General features: G+C 44.0%; 16 protein-coding genes. 10 read left to right on the top strand and 6 right to left on the bottom strand.

Features of this window, described 5'->3' with window-relative positions:
• Positions 1-51 precede the first annotated feature (51 nt).
• Together B5X68_RS14190 and B5X68_RS14185 are read right to left on the bottom strand one after the other, a co-directional pair.
• On the bottom strand, positions 52-672 hold the full coding sequence (locus B5X68_RS14190; protein ID WP_082215423.1) for a DUF1684 domain-containing protein: 621 nt from the start codon (positions 670-672) through the stop codon (positions 52-54).
• 83 nt (positions 673-755) lie between these two features.
• Complete coding sequence (locus tag B5X68_RS14185) at positions 756-1,301, bottom strand: hypothetical protein (RefSeq protein WP_229208418.1); 546 nt, start codon at positions 1,299-1,301, stop codon at positions 756-758.
• Positions 1,302-1,573: 272 nt separating this feature from the next.
• Between B5X68_RS14185 and B5X68_RS14180 the strand changes: the two genes are divergently transcribed.
• A complete protein-coding gene (locus B5X68_RS14180) occupies positions 1,574-1,999 on the top strand; it encodes an OsmC family protein (RefSeq protein ID WP_082215421.1) in 426 nt (141 codons plus the stop codon).
• A gap of 48 nt (positions 2,000-2,047) precedes the next feature.
• Here B5X68_RS14180 and hemW read toward each other — a convergent pair whose 3' ends face one another.
• Complete coding sequence (hemW, locus tag B5X68_RS14175; RefSeq protein ID WP_082215743.1) at positions 2,048-3,175, bottom strand: radical SAM family heme chaperone HemW; 1,128 nt, start codon at positions 3,173-3,175, stop codon at positions 2,048-2,050.
• A complete protein-coding gene (locus B5X68_RS14170; protein WP_082215420.1) occupies positions 3,175-5,247 on the bottom strand; it encodes a TonB-dependent receptor in 2,073 nt (690 codons plus the stop codon). The genes hemW and B5X68_RS14170 overlap by 1 nt, the downstream gene beginning before the upstream one ends.
• A gap of 241 nt (positions 5,248-5,488) precedes the next feature.
• On the opposite strand from B5X68_RS14170, the gene B5X68_RS14165 reads away from it, so the two are divergent.
• Positions 5,489-5,947: a hypothetical protein gene (locus tag B5X68_RS14165; RefSeq protein WP_082215419.1), complete on the top strand. Its 459-nt coding sequence runs from the start codon at positions 5,489-5,491 to the stop codon at positions 5,945-5,947.
• A 70-nt stretch (positions 5,948-6,017) separates the two neighbouring features.
• Here B5X68_RS14165 and ctlX read toward each other — a convergent pair whose 3' ends face one another.
• Both ctlX and B5X68_RS14155 read right to left on the bottom strand, forming a co-directional pair.
• Entirely contained in the window at positions 6,018-6,974 is a 957-nt protein-coding gene (ctlX, locus tag B5X68_RS14160) for a citrulline utilization hydrolase CtlX (RefSeq protein ID WP_082215418.1), read from the bottom strand.
• 64 nt (positions 6,975-7,038) lie between these two features.
• Complete coding sequence (locus tag B5X68_RS14155) at positions 7,039-8,499, bottom strand: arginine deiminase family protein (RefSeq protein WP_082215742.1); 1,461 nt, start codon at positions 8,497-8,499, stop codon at positions 7,039-7,041.
• Between the two features lie 258 nt (positions 8,500-8,757).
• On the opposite strand from B5X68_RS14155, the gene sufC reads away from it, so the two are divergent.
• The 8 genes from sufC to B5X68_RS14115 all read left to right on the top strand — a co-directional run bounded on the left by sufC (position 8,758) and on the right by B5X68_RS14115 (position 15,099).
• Positions 8,758-9,516 (top strand): Fe-S cluster assembly ATPase SufC, encoded by a 759-nt coding sequence (gene sufC, locus B5X68_RS14150; protein WP_082215417.1) that lies wholly within the window; start codon positions 8,758-8,760, stop codon positions 9,514-9,516.
• A gap of 60 nt (positions 9,517-9,576) precedes the next feature.
• Positions 9,577-10,896, top strand: a complete 1,320-nt coding sequence (sufD, locus tag B5X68_RS14145) for a Fe-S cluster assembly protein SufD (RefSeq protein ID WP_082215416.1) — start codon at positions 9,577-9,579, stop codon at positions 10,894-10,896.
• Positions 10,897-10,980: 84 nt separating this feature from the next.
• A complete protein-coding gene (locus B5X68_RS14140; protein WP_082215415.1) occupies positions 10,981-12,207 on the top strand; it encodes a cysteine desulfurase in 1,227 nt (408 codons plus the stop codon).
• A gap of 46 nt (positions 12,208-12,253) precedes the next feature.
• The gene (locus B5X68_RS14135; RefSeq protein ID WP_082215414.1) at positions 12,254-12,634 is read left to right on the top strand and encodes a DUF5618 family protein; all 381 of its coding nucleotides are present in this window, start codon (positions 12,254-12,256) and stop codon (positions 12,632-12,634) included.
• Between the two features lie 11 nt (positions 12,635-12,645).
• On the top strand, positions 12,646-13,080 hold the full coding sequence (locus B5X68_RS14130) for a SufE family protein (RefSeq protein WP_082215413.1): 435 nt from the start codon (positions 12,646-12,648) through the stop codon (positions 13,078-13,080).
• A 26-nt stretch (positions 13,081-13,106) separates the two neighbouring features.
• Positions 13,107-13,418 carry an SUF system Fe-S cluster assembly protein gene (locus tag B5X68_RS14125; protein ID WP_026631607.1) on the top strand — a complete coding sequence of 104 codons (312 nt, stop codon included), beginning with the start codon at positions 13,107-13,109 and terminating at the stop codon, positions 13,416-13,418.
• Between the two features lie 52 nt (positions 13,419-13,470).
• A complete protein-coding gene (locus B5X68_RS14120) occupies positions 13,471-13,899 on the top strand; it encodes a BrxA/BrxB family bacilliredoxin (RefSeq protein WP_082215412.1) in 429 nt (142 codons plus the stop codon).
• A 90-nt stretch (positions 13,900-13,989) separates the two neighbouring features.
• Positions 13,990-15,099 (top strand): vWA domain-containing protein, encoded by a 1,110-nt coding sequence (locus tag B5X68_RS14115; RefSeq protein WP_082215411.1) that lies wholly within the window; start codon positions 13,990-13,992, stop codon positions 15,097-15,099.
• Positions 15,100-15,103 lie beyond the last annotated feature (4 nt).

The following is a 15,103-nucleotide window of genomic DNA, read 5'->3' as shown; positions in this document are numbered from 1 at the left end:
TCGTGCAGAAATAAAAAAATCCCGGTCTTGACAGATCGGGATTTTTTTATGCTATTTCAGTTGCGCCTGCTGGTGATCTTTTCCGAATTTCTTTTCTCCGGCTGTGATCGCAATCGGCAAATGATTGGGCGCTGGTGGAATAGGGCAATTGTAACCATCACTGTAAGCGCAGTATGGGTTGTATGCCTTATTGAAGTCCAGCACGAGTTCGCCATCTTTTATATCGGTAGTTTTGAGATCCAGATAGCGACCCCCGCCATAGGATTCTTCACCATTTGTTTTGTCCTTAAATGGTATAAAAAGATAGTCTTTATACTTCGCAAGTTGCTGTAAACTAAGACTTCTGTAAACGGTCAACGTTTGCCTTCTGCCGTTAATGCGGAATTTTACCTTGCCGTATTTAACATAGGTCTTATTTACGCCGCTGTAAGTAGGCATTTCAAAAGATTGGCCGCGGCTTTTTTCGAATTTCGCAACGACCCTGTAAGCAGAATCAGGCTCGTAAAATTGTAAAAACGGCAAATCTGCTTCTTTTAAGGGTGAGTTAGCTGAGCTCAGAAATTCCTCTTTGTACTTTTTTCTGTATTTATCAGTCTCCTTCTTAAAATCCTGCGCACCAGCCAGTGAAACCGTAATCAGCAATAACCCGAGTGTGTTTAAAACGCTTTTCATACTTGGTAAAAGTAAATCCGGTAAAAAATTACCGGATTTTATTAAAAAATATCCAGAATGCCTAAACACTTAAAATACTGTGCCTAATTTGCCTTTACAACTTTAATTTTTGATTCGTCAATGTTGTAGGCTTTTACAACTGCATTATAGTCGCTGTAATCCACTTGTCCAGCCTTGCGGGCTGCAAAATCGGATGGGATAATTATTACGCGGAAATCCTGGTCTCTGGTGTAATCGGCGCTCACTGTGTTCAGATTAACAGTTCCGTCGAGAAAAATCGAGAAGTCATTTACAGTGCGGTCCGTGTTGTAGGTCAGGATGCCATTGTCCAAAAATGCTGTTTGGGGCAGCAATCGGTAAGTTTTTAATGGCGTTCCGTTAACATCCTCAGTTCCCCAGTTAATGTACACCAGCACCGCGTCCGATTCAAGCACGTCTACACCAAGTTTGGCATCCGCAAAGGTGAGGCCATATTGAAAATCATCTGCGGCCAGAAAGTCCACACCGACAAGGTCAAATGTAGTTCCTACCAGCGCGTCACCTTGCGGTCCCTGTGGCCCTTCGGGTCCTTTACAACCCTGGAATGCAACGATTACGGCAAGCAGAAGAGGCATTATTATCTTTTTCATGATTTAATAGATTAAGTTGAATTATGGTTTGTAATATGGTTTTTAGATTGCAGCGCAATATTAAAGTTTAATGCCTGACCAGCCATTAACAATCCTTAACTAAAAGAGCTGGTGGCGGATATGGAATGCGCATAGTCTGGAACATTCAAAAGTGCCCATTTATTGCGCAGGATATTAATTTAATAATTTGCGTAAATCGGCGATGCTTGTTACTTTTCGTTGAAACGATCCAATTAAGAAGGATTTAAATATAACTCTAAAACAGATTTGATATGATTAACCGTAAAGCAACCGCCGTTTGGAAAGGAACTGGTAAAGAAGGAACAGGGACCGTTAGCACACAGAGCACTGTGTTGGAAAATACCCAATATTCATTCAATACCCGTTTCGCCGAGGGCAAAGGAACCAATCCTGAGGAGTTGATCGCAGCTGCTCATGCGAGCTGTTTTGCCATGAAATTGAGCTTTGAGCTCAATGCAGCCGGTTTTACAGCAGATGAGCTTAATGCAACTGCAACTGTAACATTGGATCCTGCAAAAGGACAGGTTACCAAAAGCGCCATTGACCTGAAAGCAAAAGTGCCAGGCGTTGCAGCAGATCAGTTTGCTCAAATTGCAGATAAGGCGAAAAAAGAATGCCCGATCTCTCAATTGCTGAATGCAGAAATTACATTGAATGCTGAGCTGGTTGCTGAATAACCTTGCTTGATTATTTACCGGGCAACATTATCTGGGCCCGGTAAATAATTATTCCTCAATAAAAAGGTCGCTGGATATCCTGTCCGCAAAAAGCTTCCCCGAATCGGTCAAATACCAGTTAGCTGCATCTTCCCTGATCCAGTTTTTCTCCGACAATTTTTCAAGATCCGCCCGATGCACGGAATAGAAAGAGTTTCCCGACAACAATTCGAGTTTTTCTTTATTAACACCCCACTTTGTCCGCAGGCCGGTCAGCAAATATTCGTTGGTTTGATCCGCCGGCGTTAGTGTTTCCAATGTTGCAGGAATGATCTGCTTTTGAATGGCTTCCACATAGCGGGCATTGTTGGAAACATTGTATTCCCGGCTTACACCATTGTAGGAATGGGCACTCGGTCCAACGCCTAAATACGGCTTTTGCTTCCAGTATGAGCTGTTATGCAGGCTATAATGACCATTTCGTGCAAAATTCGAGATCTCATATTGCTCATAGCCATTTTCAGCCAGCGTTTTTACCAAAATCTCAAACTGCTGCGCAGCATATTCTTCGTCAATGGGTTTGATTTTCTTCTTTTTTAGCCAGCTTCCAAATGCAGTTTGTGGCTCAATGGTAAGGCAATAAGCAGAAATATGTGAAATGTTCAGGGCAAATGTCTTTTGAATATCCTGCATTAAAATGCTGTGATCAGGTGCAGGAATCGCGTAGATCAGGTCAATAGAAATGTTGTTGATGCCGATTTCCTGCGCAATTTTTACGCAATGTTCGCCTTCAAGGGCGGAATGAACCCTGTTGAGGAATTTTAAATGCGGTTCGTGAAAGGATTGTATTCCAATGCTTAACCTGTTAATCCCCGCATTGTACAATTGCTGTAACTTATCCCTGTGCAGATCATCGGGATTGGCTTCCAGCGTGATTTCTGCATTTGTTGCAACTGTAAAATGCTGATTGATTGTATCTAACAATAAATGCAATTCCTCCCCGTCCAGCATCGAAGGCGTTCCGCCGCCGAAATAAATGGTTTCAATATCCGCTTTTGGTAAATAATCTTTCCTTAAAATAATTTCACTTACAATGGCCTCAACGACAGCGCGTTTGTTGGACGTGTTTGTGCTGAAATGGAAGTCACAATAATGGCAAGCTTGTCTGCAAAAAGGAATATGAAGGTATAAGTGCATTATTTGGAATTTTTCTGCCACTCCCAGCCGATCTTCACGCCTGCCCACAAATTGTCTTTTGGCGCACCATTATAATAACGGCTGCCAAATGCATTCAGGTCGTAGCCCTGGCTGTAAATGCCAGCATTTACTTTTTCTGCTGATGCCGAAAGTTCGCTGTAAAAATGTTGTCCCCAGCTTTTCTTCCAGCTCACGCGGGCGATCCACTGGTTATAGGGTGTGTTTTCAACCGTGTTGGCATCATTTAAATAAAACGAGCTTCCGTGCTGGTAAGTTACAAATGCTGCAAAACCATATTTAAATAGCGCATCCAGGCCCGATGTTTGCGAGAACTTCGGAATCCCGGGAATTCTTTTGCCAGTCAGATCTACATCTGCTTGCTGGAAATCTTCAAATGTGTATTTTGTCGCCGTGCCGGTGTTCCACAATTTTAGCATGACCGGAAGTTTTGGATCCGATAAAACATCGTAAGCAATGGTCCATTCCAGTCCATTCTGACGGGTTTTTCCTGCATTGATAAAAAACTCTGCACCAGCCTCATTGGTCCGACGAACAATCGTTTCGCGCAACCCAAAATGATACAAACTGATTTCCCCGGTGATCACTTTGCCGGTTTTCCTGATTCCGAATTCTGTGTTCATGCCTTTTTCCGCTTCCAGATCTCTGCGGAAACCGCCGGCTGATGGCCGCACTTCCTGTAATGTAGGAGGGGAGTAGCCACCGCTGTAAGATGCTACAACCGCCCAGTTTTTGGCAATAACCTTATTTGCGGCGAATCTCGGCACAAAAATGCCATCAAACTTCCGTTCTTCCTTGCTGTATGGAAGCGCGAAAAACCTTTCGTATTTGTATTTAAATGTATTGTAACTCGCACCTGCGCTTAATGTAAGGTCTGTAAAAACCACCGCCTCCAGTTGGCTGAATACAGAAAGGCTCGTAGTGCGGATATCTTCCACGGTTTGTTGCTTGTCCGGCATGCCGCCAATGTTGTCGTAATTTCGCTGGGCCGATTTGCCATATTGCCATTCAAATCCTGTTGTCCAGCTGGTTTTGACATTGCCGATTTGTGAACGGTTTTGCCAGATATTTCTGCCGCCTATGCCGTTCTCATCGCGTTTTTCATAATTGGAAATAAAAGGATTGGCGAAATCTGTAAATGTCAGATACAATGCATTGGATTGGGTCCAGCTATCCGAGAGCTGCAATGTGTAATTACCACCGATTAACGCGAGTTTGGTGTAAATGGCGGCCTGTTGCGCCTCGCTCCCCGGCACCGTCGGGGTGGATTGTCTGGCCAGTTTCGGGTTATTTTGATATTGCGTGAGGTTAATGCCGCCGGGTGTTTCATATTTCAAATCTGAAAACATACCCAGAATGGATAATGTGCTTCTCTCGCCCAATTTTGAAGAAGAAGAAAAACGGATGGCGTCCCTTACCATACTGCTGTGATTTCGATAACCGTCCTGCTCGCTATGGCCATATTGTACCGAAATGTCGCCAACCTGGATCGTGGAATTCCTGCTTTGGAAACCATATTTGCCAAAACTCACACTTTGCTCGATCCGGTTCGTAAAATCATTGTCTGGCTGACTTTGGAGCAACACCACTCCGCCCGTTCCCGCTCCGTAAATGCTGCTTCCGGGACCTTTGATGACCTCCATATTTTGAATAGCACCATAATCCAGGGAATTGAGCGGTGTGTTTCCGCTCGCGTCCGTAAAGGGGATTCCATTCCAGTAAAATTTCACATTCCGCACACCAAATGGAGAACGAATGAGGCTTCCGCGGACCGAGAACCGGTAACTTCCTGGTGAGCGCTCCTCCATTTTCACGCCCGGGATTGTGTTCACAGCATTAGCCCAGGTGTTTGTCGGAAACCTTTCCAGGGATCTCGAGGTGATCAAGCCCACAGTTGCTGTGGTGGTCAGCGGGTTCGTTTTTGATTCAAAAGCATTCACGGTGAGTTCTTCCAGTTCGCGCGCCTTCAATGTATCGCTTTGGGCAGCGGTTTTTCCCGGATTAACAAAAATTGAGATCGATAATAAAAGGCTAGGAATATAAAATTTGTGCATAAAGGTTGAGACGGCTATCAATAAAATACAAATCTGAGTATTAAAAGGAATACTAGCAAGTGATATACCACCCATAACCTATTACAATATTATCAAGTTCAGGTTAGCAACAGCGAATGAGCATAATTTTCTACAAACCATTTGCGAGGACGCGTATAGTGGTCTGGTAGGGTTTTTGTAGAAGATGTTTTAGAATGAAAACCACATTCACCAAAAAACATCATTACTTAAACACCCAGTTATGAAAAAGATCACTCTAATGGTTGCCACAATGTTGACCATGGGCATGCTGAGCCTAACCAGCTGTTCCGAAAAAACAAAAGACTCTGCTAACGAGACTGTTGAAGAGGCAAAAGAAGATATGGATGATAATGTAGCGGAAGCGAAATCAGATATTAAAGAAGCAGGCAATGAGTTTGAGGCGAAGGTAAAAGAGGATAAGGAATCATTGAAAGCAGATATCGATGAAGCTGTTGCAAAACTTGACAAAAAAATAGAAGAGGCTGACGCCAAAATGGAAAAAGCAACTGACAAGGAAAAAGCAAAGTGGAGAGACCGCAAAAAAGAATTGAACGAGGAAAAAGAAGATCTTAAAGCTTCCTGGAGGAATGTTCAGGATGAAACTGCTGACAAATGGGATTCATTTAAAGCGGAAACCAAGGAAAAAATCGCAAAAGCGAAAGCCGATATCAGGGATTAATTGTTTTTTATGAGGGTTACGAATTACAAAAATGCTCCCATTTGAGGAGCATTTTTGTTTTATAGCGGAGTTACTTTCGGGGGAGATGAATTTCGGTCATCATGCATCGGGCAGACCCTCCGCCGTTCCCTTCGATCACACCGAGGTCTGTATGTAAAATGCGGGCATAATCGCTTAATGCTTGCTTTTGGGGGCTTGTTAATGAATCATAGGCCTGGGTAGACATGACCAGGAATTTGTCCGATTTGTTGTTTCGCACCATCAGCATGTTTCCCGCAAAATGCCGCACCTGGTCAAATGAAATTTCAATAATGTATTTCTTAGTTTCTTCCAGTGCTGCACGGACCATTTGACGCTCGTCCGGGTCTTTGATAGCTTCAAGGCAAACGACCGCGAAAACATCGCCGACGCACATGATCACATTGGTATGATAAACGGGCTTACCGTTTTCGTCAGAAGCTGAAAAGGCAACGATCTCATAGCCCAAAGCATCCGCAAACGCTTCTAAAACATCCGGGTGGGTGCGTGGCGACAGGCACGCATAGGCAATCTTATAGCGGCGGTCCAGCACCATACTGCCCGTTCCTTCCAGAAATTTCCCTTGTTCTTCGAAATAGCTGAGATCAATGATCTCCTCAATTTTGAAATCGTCTTTTAAGCGCTCGATAATGTCAAGCCGACGTTCGGCGCGACGGTTTTCGGCCATCATGGGATACAAAACCACCTTTCCGCTCTGGTGAAAAGACACCCAATTGTTGGAAAAGACGGCATCCGGCCTCAAAATGTCTTCATTATCATCAAAAACGTGCAGATCCACACCCGCTTTTTTCAGCTGATCGATCATCAGGTCAAATTCTTCTTTCGCCAGGTCGCCCGCAGTTCCGTGCGTACTGAGCGCAAATGAGTGCTGCTGAAACTCGTTGCTTTCTGCGGTTTCTGCATTGAAGCCAAATCGCACCGGCCTGATCATCATGATCCGGGAGGTCGATTGGGGCTGGATCTGGGCAGATGAAGTGATAACGCGCATAGGAGTTTTTGTAATTAATGTCTATTGCAATTTACAACTGAAACGCCGCGAATACAATATAAATTTACGGCGCAGATACGCGCAAAATGGGCATACTCATGCAATGCGATCCGCCGCGCGCCCGTGAGAGTTCGGCGGATGGGAGGGTGATAAAAGTGTCTGTTAATGTCTCAACTGACAACTCGTCATCTTCCAATTTTTGAATCAAATCCTTGGCACTGATCACCTGATAACCGTGCTTCCTGAATGCGTCCAGCGTTTTGTCATTTCTATCATAACCCACAACCACGCCGTCTTTTAATGCTAAAAGATTACAAGAATCCGTCCATTGTTCGCGCTCGCCGTACGGAAACTCATTATCGCCTGAATAGATGAATCTGACTGGTTCCGTAACACCCAAATCTTGGACGCTGATTGATGTGAGCAAATCTTCGAGATTCTCGATTTCTGTCGGATTGCGTTCATCGTCTTTGATAAACTGCAAAATCCTGAATTCCTTATTTGTATCCTGGGGGCCAAAGAAATGAAGCAAATCCTGCTTTTTGGCTTCATCGCCTAAGCGGGCCAATGAGCCCAGCAGCACCCACACATTTTTTTTAACCTGCGTAAAAATGGTGTCAATGTGCATGTAATCTCGTTTTTTTGGGATTTTGACTATGGTAATTTTAGACACTACATGCTTTTCGAACAATAATTTCATCACTTGTTGCGCCGCATAAAGCGACGTCCGCTCACTGCATCCGATCACCAAATGGTTCGGTGCAACCATCATCACATCACCGCCTTCGAGGGTGCAGCGGTGGTAATCACTTGCTTTTTCGTCATCCGGCAACAAAAAATGGCGTTCGTTTTCAGGAATTTCGATAATGCTGTCCTTTATTTTGCCGAACATGGGGTGATAAAAGAATACAAACTGCGCCAATATCGATTCGCGTGTCCGGGCATTTTTTGCTGGCTTGTTCAACAAAATATGATCATTGATAACAATGCCGATGTCCCGCATGAAAATCAGATTGGGCAAGGGTGCGAACAACATTCTTTTGTCAGAGTAGGAGCCGGAAATAAAGATTTTGGCCAACTCGTGCGGATCATATTGATTAAGTTCTTCCTGTGTATTATAGGAACATCTTTCAATGCCACAAATCGCCGCCGTGAGTTTAACGCGGACCTCACTGTTTTCCAGGATCTCTCCCAGCAGCTTTTGAATGTCAACGACGCAATTGGAATCAAAATAATTTTCGGAACCGGGGATAAAAAAGGAGCGGGTAGGATCATTGTCAATTTCCGCCAGCTTGCCTTTGATTTTGTCCGGATCCAGGAAGTAAAGCAGCAGTTTCACATAGTAATCGTATTCACCCCGGCGCATAGTGTCCAGGTGGACGATGTCTTCAAAAAGCCAGTCCTGCGCTTTGCTGGGCACCACTTTTCCCAATCCCCGGTCGGGGCTGTGAATGAGCAGTCTTTTCAATGTGCCCGTTTCCGTAGCGACATGAATTGCGGTGCCGGCGGTAATTTCTGTATGCATAAATGTTTTGATGACGTGTGTTGTGCGCAAAGTAAATGTTTCTTTTGCAATTAAAAACAGGCTTCCGGGCAACGTCCTCACCGGCAAGGTTTTTACATTACAAATATCCAATTCCGGGGAACAAGGCTGGCTTTAAAAAGGTTGTAGATTATATGCAGGCTATCACTGCAGACATTTGCCGCCATTTTCTTTTACGCCCAAAGCGTGTTACTTTTGCGGTAAATTTACCACGAACTGTATTTTAAGTATAAATAAGTTATGCTCTCTATTAATGACTTGCGTGCCTCAATTGAAGGTAAGGAAATATTAAAAGGCATCAATCTGGAAGTTAAACCAGGTGAAGTGCATGCGATTATGGGGCCTAATGGGTCCGGTAAGAGCACTTTGGCGTCTGTTCTGGCTGGAAGAGAGGAATATGAAGTTACTGGCGGCTCGGTAGTTTTTGACGGAAAGAATATCCTGGATATGGCTCCCGAAGAAAGAGCAGCAGAGGGAATTTTCCTTGCATTCCAATATCCGGTTGAAATTCCAGGTGTTACTACGATTAATTTTCTAAAAACGGCTGTTAACGAAATCCGTAAATATAGAGGCGAGAACCCGCTGGACGCTGCGCAATTCCTGAAAATGGTGCGTGAAAAAGCGAAACTGGTGAGTATGAACGATTCATTGTTGAAACGCGCTTTGAACGAGGGTTTTTCAGGCGGAGAGAAAAAGCGCAACGAAATCTTCCAGATGGCTGTGCTTGAACCGAAACTGGCAATCCTCGATGAAACCGATTCTGGTTTAGATATTGATGCATTACGCATTGTGGCAGAAGGTGTTAACTCATTGCGTTCCCCTGAGCGCGCTACGGTGGTGGTAACACACTATCAGCGTCTGTTGGATTACATCGTTCCCGATTATGTTCACGTTCTTTACAAAGGCAGGATTGTAAAATCCGGTCCTAAGGAGCTCGCGCTGGAACTGGAAGAAAAAGGATACGATTGGATCAAGGCGGAAGTAGAAGCCGTTGGTTAAGAACATATTAAGGTTAAACCTTCGGGTTCTTAACATTTAAAGTATCATATCAATACATCAATGAGTACCGAAACAATAGATTTGAAAACCAGGCTGATTGCGGATTTCCATGCCCGCGAATCCGTTATGAATGGTGAGGCTTCATCGGCTTTTCATCAGAAAAAACGTGCAGCATTGGCTGAATTTGATAAGTTGGGTTTCCCAACACCGAGAAACGAGGAGTGGAAATATTCCAATGTGAAAGACCTGGTCAGCGTTTCTTATAATTTTAATGCCGAAAGCTCGCTTGGATTGGCGGATCTTGAAGATTTGAAAATACCGGCGCAGGATGCGAATATCATTTATTTTGTAAACGGACATTATCACGCCGAGCTTTCCCGCATCATTTCTTCGCAGGATCAGATCACAATCAGCTCGCTTTCAGAAGCATATAAAAGTAATCCCTCTCTGGTCAATTCTTATTTTAATGAGTTGGTTAAAGATCAGGATGATGCATTTACATCATTAAATACAGCATTTGCACAAGACGGGATTTTTATTCATATTCCTGATAATAAGACAGTTGAGCATCCTATCATCCTCCGTTTTGTAAGCGATGCACGATTAGAGAATGTCGGAAGTCAGCCCAGAAATATTATTGCAGTTGGTCGTAATGCGCATGTAAAACTTGCCGAGGCGTTCCGGACTTTGGGAACGGAGCGTTCTTTCACCAATTCCGTAACTGAAATATATGTTGGCGAGGAAGCGGGTGTTGAGTATTACAAAGTTCAGAACGAAAGCGACAATGCTTACCACGTAGGCACGACGCAGGTCCGCATGCTGGATCGTTCGCAGTTTTACGCTGGAACAGTTACACTGAATGGCCGTTTCACCCGTAACAACCTGAACATTATCCTGGATGGAGAGCGTTGCGAGGCGCATATGTACGGGCTTTATTTTCCAGATGGAACGCAGCATGTTGATAATCACACTGTCGCAGATCACCGCAAGCCCAATTCAGAAAGTAATGAATTGTATAAAGGAATTTTAAGAGATAAATCAAAGGGCGTTTTCAACGGAAAAATATTTGTTCGCCAGGATGCGCAGAAAACCAATGCGTTTCAGTCATGTAAGAACATTGTGCTTTCAACGGAAGCGACCATGAACACGAAGCCGCAGTTGGAGATCTTTGCCGACGACGTGAAATGTTCGCACGGAACCACCACCGGTCAGATCGACGAGGAAGCACTTTTCTACATGCGTTCCCGCGGTATTTCGAAACCGGAAGCTATGTCGTTGTTAATGTTCGCATTCTGCGCCGATGTAGTTTCCCAGATCAAAATCGACTCTGTTCGTGAATATCTTGAAAACGTAATCGCTCAGAAATTAGCTTCAAAATAATCGTCTGACATTCGCCGGACTCATCTTATTGCTACCCAACCTGTCATTCATTGGGTTGGGTATTTTTCTTAAATACCTGTCATAATGAGCAACAATCTTGATATAGCATCCATCAGAAATGACTTTCCGATCCTGAATGAAATTGTGAACGGAAAGCAGCTGGTTTACTTTGACAATGCTGCAACAACGCAGAAACCGCGTCTGGTTTTGGATGCGCTGTCGGGTTATTATGAGCATTATAATGCCAATATTCACAGGGGAATCCATCATCTGGCCGAGAAAGCAACTTCGGCATTTGAGCAATCGCGCCGCCGTTTACAAGCGTTTTTGAATGCGCCGCTTCCAGAGGAGATCATTTTTACTTACGGGACAACGGACGGGATCAATCTTGTCGCATCCAGTTATGGCCGCACGTTCCTGAAAGCGGGCGATGAAGTGATCATTTCAACCATGGAGCATCATTCCAATATTGTTCCCTGGCAGATGCTTTGCGAAGAGAAAGGCTGCATTTTAAAGATCATCCCGATCAATGATGAGGGCGAATTGCTGATGGATGAATATGAAAAATTGCTGACAGAGCGCACCAAATTCGTTTCTGTCGTGCATGTTTCCAATTCTCTGGGCACCATTAACCCGGTTAAAGAGATCATTGCAAAAGCACACGCAGTTGGCGCAAAAGTGCTTTTAGATGGAGCACAGGCTAGTTCGCATTTGCATTTGGACGTCCAGGATCTGGATTGCGATTTCTATTCATTATCCCTCCACAAAATCTACGGGCCGACCGGAATGGGGATTTTGTATGGAAAGAAAGAATTGCTGGATGCCATGCCACCCTATCGCGGGGGTGGAGAGATGATCAAAGAAGTGACTTTTGAGAAAACAACATATAACGAGCTGCCCTATAAATTCGAAGCCGGAACGCCCAATATAGCGGACGTTGTGGCCGCGAAATATGCGCTGGATTATGTGGATACACTAGGTAAAGAGAACATTGCAGCGCACGAGCACAAGTTACTTGAGTACGCCACAGAAGCGGTAAAAGACATTGAAGGATTGAGGATTATAGGTCAGGCAAAGGAAAAAGTAAGTGTGCTTTCATTCGTGATCGATGGCATTCACCATCAGGATATGGGCGTGTTGCTGGATCAGCAGGGCATAGCAGTTCGCACAGGTCACCATTGCACGCAGCCTTTGATGCGCCGCTTCAACATTACCGGAACCACACGTGCCTCATTTGCTGTTTATAACACGACCGAAGAAATCGATCTTTTGATCCAGGGCTTGCACAAAGTGAAAAGAATGCTCGGATAATCTTGCTAAATTAACCTCCGAATTTTAACCAAATCTATATACACCTATGCCAAACACAGTACAAGAAGCAAAGCGTTATCTGGATAATGCTAAGGAGATTTTAAGAGAAAAGGCGAAGAAGGAGGATGGCCTCTATCAGGATCCAAAATATGTAAAACTTGCTGGTCATGCAGCTTACACCGGAGTTTTGGTGGCGCTTGATGGTTTATTTGAGGAAAAAGGCAAGGGTAGAAAAGATGTGGGTTGGTATAAAGACAATCTTTCAAAATTGGATAAAAAAGCTTTGGCGTCATTTGTTGCCGCATATAGCACGCTTCATTTGGCGATGAGTTATGACGGAAATACTGATGCTAACGTTTCAATGGCGGGCATCAAGATGGCAGAGTCAATTATCAATTGGGTAGAAACCAGAACTGCCGTCGCATAATTAAAAATACAATGACCATAAACGAGATACAGGACGAACTAATTTCGGATTTTGAATTGTTTGATGATTGGGAGAGCAAGTACGAGTATATTATTGACCTCGGAAAGCAGTTCCCACCATTGGAAGAACAATTTAAGACTGAAGACAATATAATAAAGGGCTGCCAATCCCGCGTGTGGCTGAATGCTTACATGGATGGCGATTTGCTGAAATTCGAAGCGGATAGCGACGCAATCATTGTCCGTGGACTGGTTAGCATGCTTGTAAAGGTGTTGTCGGGCCATACGCCAAAGGAAATTGCCGGTGCGGATCTTTATTTTATGGAAAGCATTGGATTACATCAGCATCTTGCACAAACCCGTTCAAACGGACTTGCTGCCATGTTGAAACAAATGAAGGCTTATGGTGTCGCTTTTCAGGCAAAGTCTTTTAACACAGCGAATTAATTCAGATTAGTAAAATTTATATCGAAATGTCAGAGTCAGAATTAAGGGAAGAAGTTGTGAAGGCCATCAAGACGGTTTACGATCCGGAAATTCCGGTCGATGTGTACGAACTGGGGCTGATCTACGATTTGAAAATATTCCCTGTCAATAATGTATTTGTTTCCATGACCCTAACATCGCCTTCGTGCCCTTCCGCAGGAACATTACCAGGAGAAGTGGAACAAAAGATCCGGGAAGTGGAAGGTGTAAATGACGTGAGCCTTGAACTGACATTTGACCCGCCTTATACGACGGAAATGATGTCGGAAGAAGCCAAACTTGAATTAGGTTTCATGTAAGGTTTTGATTGCCAATAATATAATTATCTCATAAACTTTAATTTTTAGAAATATGTATCCACCACAATTAGTGGCTCCAATGAAAGCTGAACTAGTTAATGTTGGTTTTCAGGATCTGACAACTGCTGAGGAAGTTGACAATTTTATGCAAACCACGAAAGGAACGGCTCTGGTTGTGATCAATTCGGTTTGCGGATGTGCGGCAGGTGCAGCGCGTCCGGGTGTGAGAGCAGCTTTGTCACGCAGCGAAATCAAACCTGACCATTTGGCAACGGTTTTTGCAGGAGCCGATCTGGAAGCAGTTGCCAAAATGCGCGAATATACATTGCCATATCCTCCGTCTTCACCGGCGGTAGCGCTTTTCAAAGATGGTGAATTGATCCATTTTGTAGAGCGTCACCACATCGAAGGCCGTTCGGCTGAGATGATTGCACAACATTTACAAATGGCATTTGAAGAATTCTGTGCAGAAGAAGCGTAGTCTTGTCAAATATGAATGAATATGCGGCTACTTTCGATTAAATTTGAAAGTAGCCGTCTCTTTTTTGAGGTCTTATTTTAGCTGATTTTTATGCGCGGACATCGTTTTTCCAAATTTATACCAGCCGAACAAGGTCCGAACAGTAAGTTTGACCAATTGTTCGACATCTTTCAGCAACTGCTATTAATGACTTCCGGCGATGTTTCTGAGGCAATGTCATGGCTTAGCGAGCTCGACCGGCAATATAATCTTACCAATGATTCCTATGGGATCGGTGATTTCTTCGATGACCTTAAAAAGAAAGGTTATATCACCGAAGAAAAGCAGGACGGAGAGAGCAAGATCATTATGACGCCCAAAGCCGAAAAAAGCATTCGCAAGAGTGCTTTGGACGAAATATTCGGGAAACTTAAACGCTCAAAAACAGGCGGAAATCACCACACGCCGCATATGGGCGTAGGCGACGAGCTCAGCAGCGACATTCGCCAGTTCCAGTTTGGCGATACACTGGACCAGATCGCGATGACCGAATCCATCAAAAATGCGCAGGTCAACCATGGCATTGGTGATTTTATGTTGATGGAAAATGACCTGGAAGTCGTTGAACGTGAGCAAAAAACGACAACTGCGACTGTTGTAATGATCGATATCAGTCACTCCATGATCTTATATGGAGAAGACCGCATTACGCCTGCAAAAAAAGTTGCACTTGCGCTGGCTAAATTGATCAGAAGTAAATATCCGAAAGATTCACTGGACATTATCGTTTTCGGAAATGATGCCTGGCAGATCCAGATTAAAGATTTGCCATATCTGGAAGTTGGGCCATATCATACAAACACAGTAGCAGGTTTGGAGCTTGCTATGGACATCCTGCGACGCAAAAAAACGCGTAATAAGCAAATTTTCATGATAACCGACGGAAAGCCGACTTGCTTAAAAGAAGGAATCCGTTATTACAAAAACAGCTTCGGCCTGGATCGCAAGATCATTAATAAGACATTAACGCTAGCTGCGCAATGCAGAAGGCTGGACATTCCGGTGACGACATTCATGATCGCGACGGACCCTTATTTGAAACAATTTGTACAAAACTTCACGCAAGTCAATAACGGCCGTGCTTATTACAGCAATTTGCAAGGGTTAGGCGGGTTTGTTCTGGAAGATTTTCAGCGTAACCGCAGGAAAAACGTCAAGTAAGAAT

Origin of the sequence: Dyadobacter psychrophilus (assembly GCF_900167945.1) — a bacterium.
Classification (GTDB): domain Bacteria; phylum Bacteroidota; class Bacteroidia; order Cytophagales; family Spirosomataceae; genus Dyadobacter; species Dyadobacter psychrophilus.
This window is presented reverse-complemented; position numbering and strand designations above follow the sequence as displayed.

Bases quoted from the DNA above. Each gene is read 5' to 3' on its own strand.
- B5X68_RS14190 (WP_082215423.1), bottom strand. From the start codon at position 672: ATGAAAAGCGTTTTAAACACACTCGGGTTATTGCTGATTACGGTTTCA.
- B5X68_RS14185 (WP_229208418.1), bottom strand. From the start codon at position 1,301: ATGAAAAAGATAATAATGCCTCTTCTGCTTGCCGTAATCGTTGCATTC.
- B5X68_RS14180 (WP_082215421.1), top strand. From the start codon at position 1,574: ATGATTAACCGTAAAGCAACCGCCGTTTGGAAAGGAACTGGTAAAGAA.
- hemW (WP_082215743.1), bottom strand. From the start codon at position 3,175: ATGCACTTATACCTTCATATTCCTTTTTGCAGACAAGCTTGCCATTAT.
- B5X68_RS14170 (WP_082215420.1), bottom strand. From the start codon at position 5,247: ATGCACAAATTTTATATTCCTAGCCTTTTATTATCGATCTCAATTTTT.
- B5X68_RS14165 (WP_082215419.1), top strand. From the start codon at position 5,489: ATGAAAAAGATCACTCTAATGGTTGCCACAATGTTGACCATGGGCATG.
- ctlX (WP_082215418.1), bottom strand. From the start codon at position 6,974: ATGCGCGTTATCACTTCATCTGCCCAGATCCAGCCCCAATCGACCTCC.
- B5X68_RS14155 (WP_082215742.1), bottom strand. From the start codon at position 8,499: ATGCATACAGAAATTACCGCCGGCACCGCAATTCATGTCGCTACGGAA.
- sufC (WP_082215417.1), top strand. From the start codon at position 8,758: ATGCTCTCTATTAATGACTTGCGTGCCTCAATTGAAGGTAAGGAAATA.
- sufD (WP_082215416.1), top strand. From the start codon at position 9,577: ATGAGTACCGAAACAATAGATTTGAAAACCAGGCTGATTGCGGATTTC.
- B5X68_RS14140 (WP_082215415.1), top strand. From the start codon at position 10,981: ATGAGCAACAATCTTGATATAGCATCCATCAGAAATGACTTTCCGATC.
- B5X68_RS14135 (WP_082215414.1), top strand. From the start codon at position 12,254: ATGCCAAACACAGTACAAGAAGCAAAGCGTTATCTGGATAATGCTAAG.
- B5X68_RS14130 (WP_082215413.1), top strand. From the start codon at position 12,646: ATGACCATAAACGAGATACAGGACGAACTAATTTCGGATTTTGAATTG.
- B5X68_RS14125 (WP_026631607.1), top strand. From the start codon at position 13,107: ATGTCAGAGTCAGAATTAAGGGAAGAAGTTGTGAAGGCCATCAAGACG.
- B5X68_RS14120 (WP_082215412.1), top strand. From the start codon at position 13,471: ATGTATCCACCACAATTAGTGGCTCCAATGAAAGCTGAACTAGTTAAT.
- B5X68_RS14115 (WP_082215411.1), top strand. From the start codon at position 13,990: ATGCGCGGACATCGTTTTTCCAAATTTATACCAGCCGAACAAGGTCCG.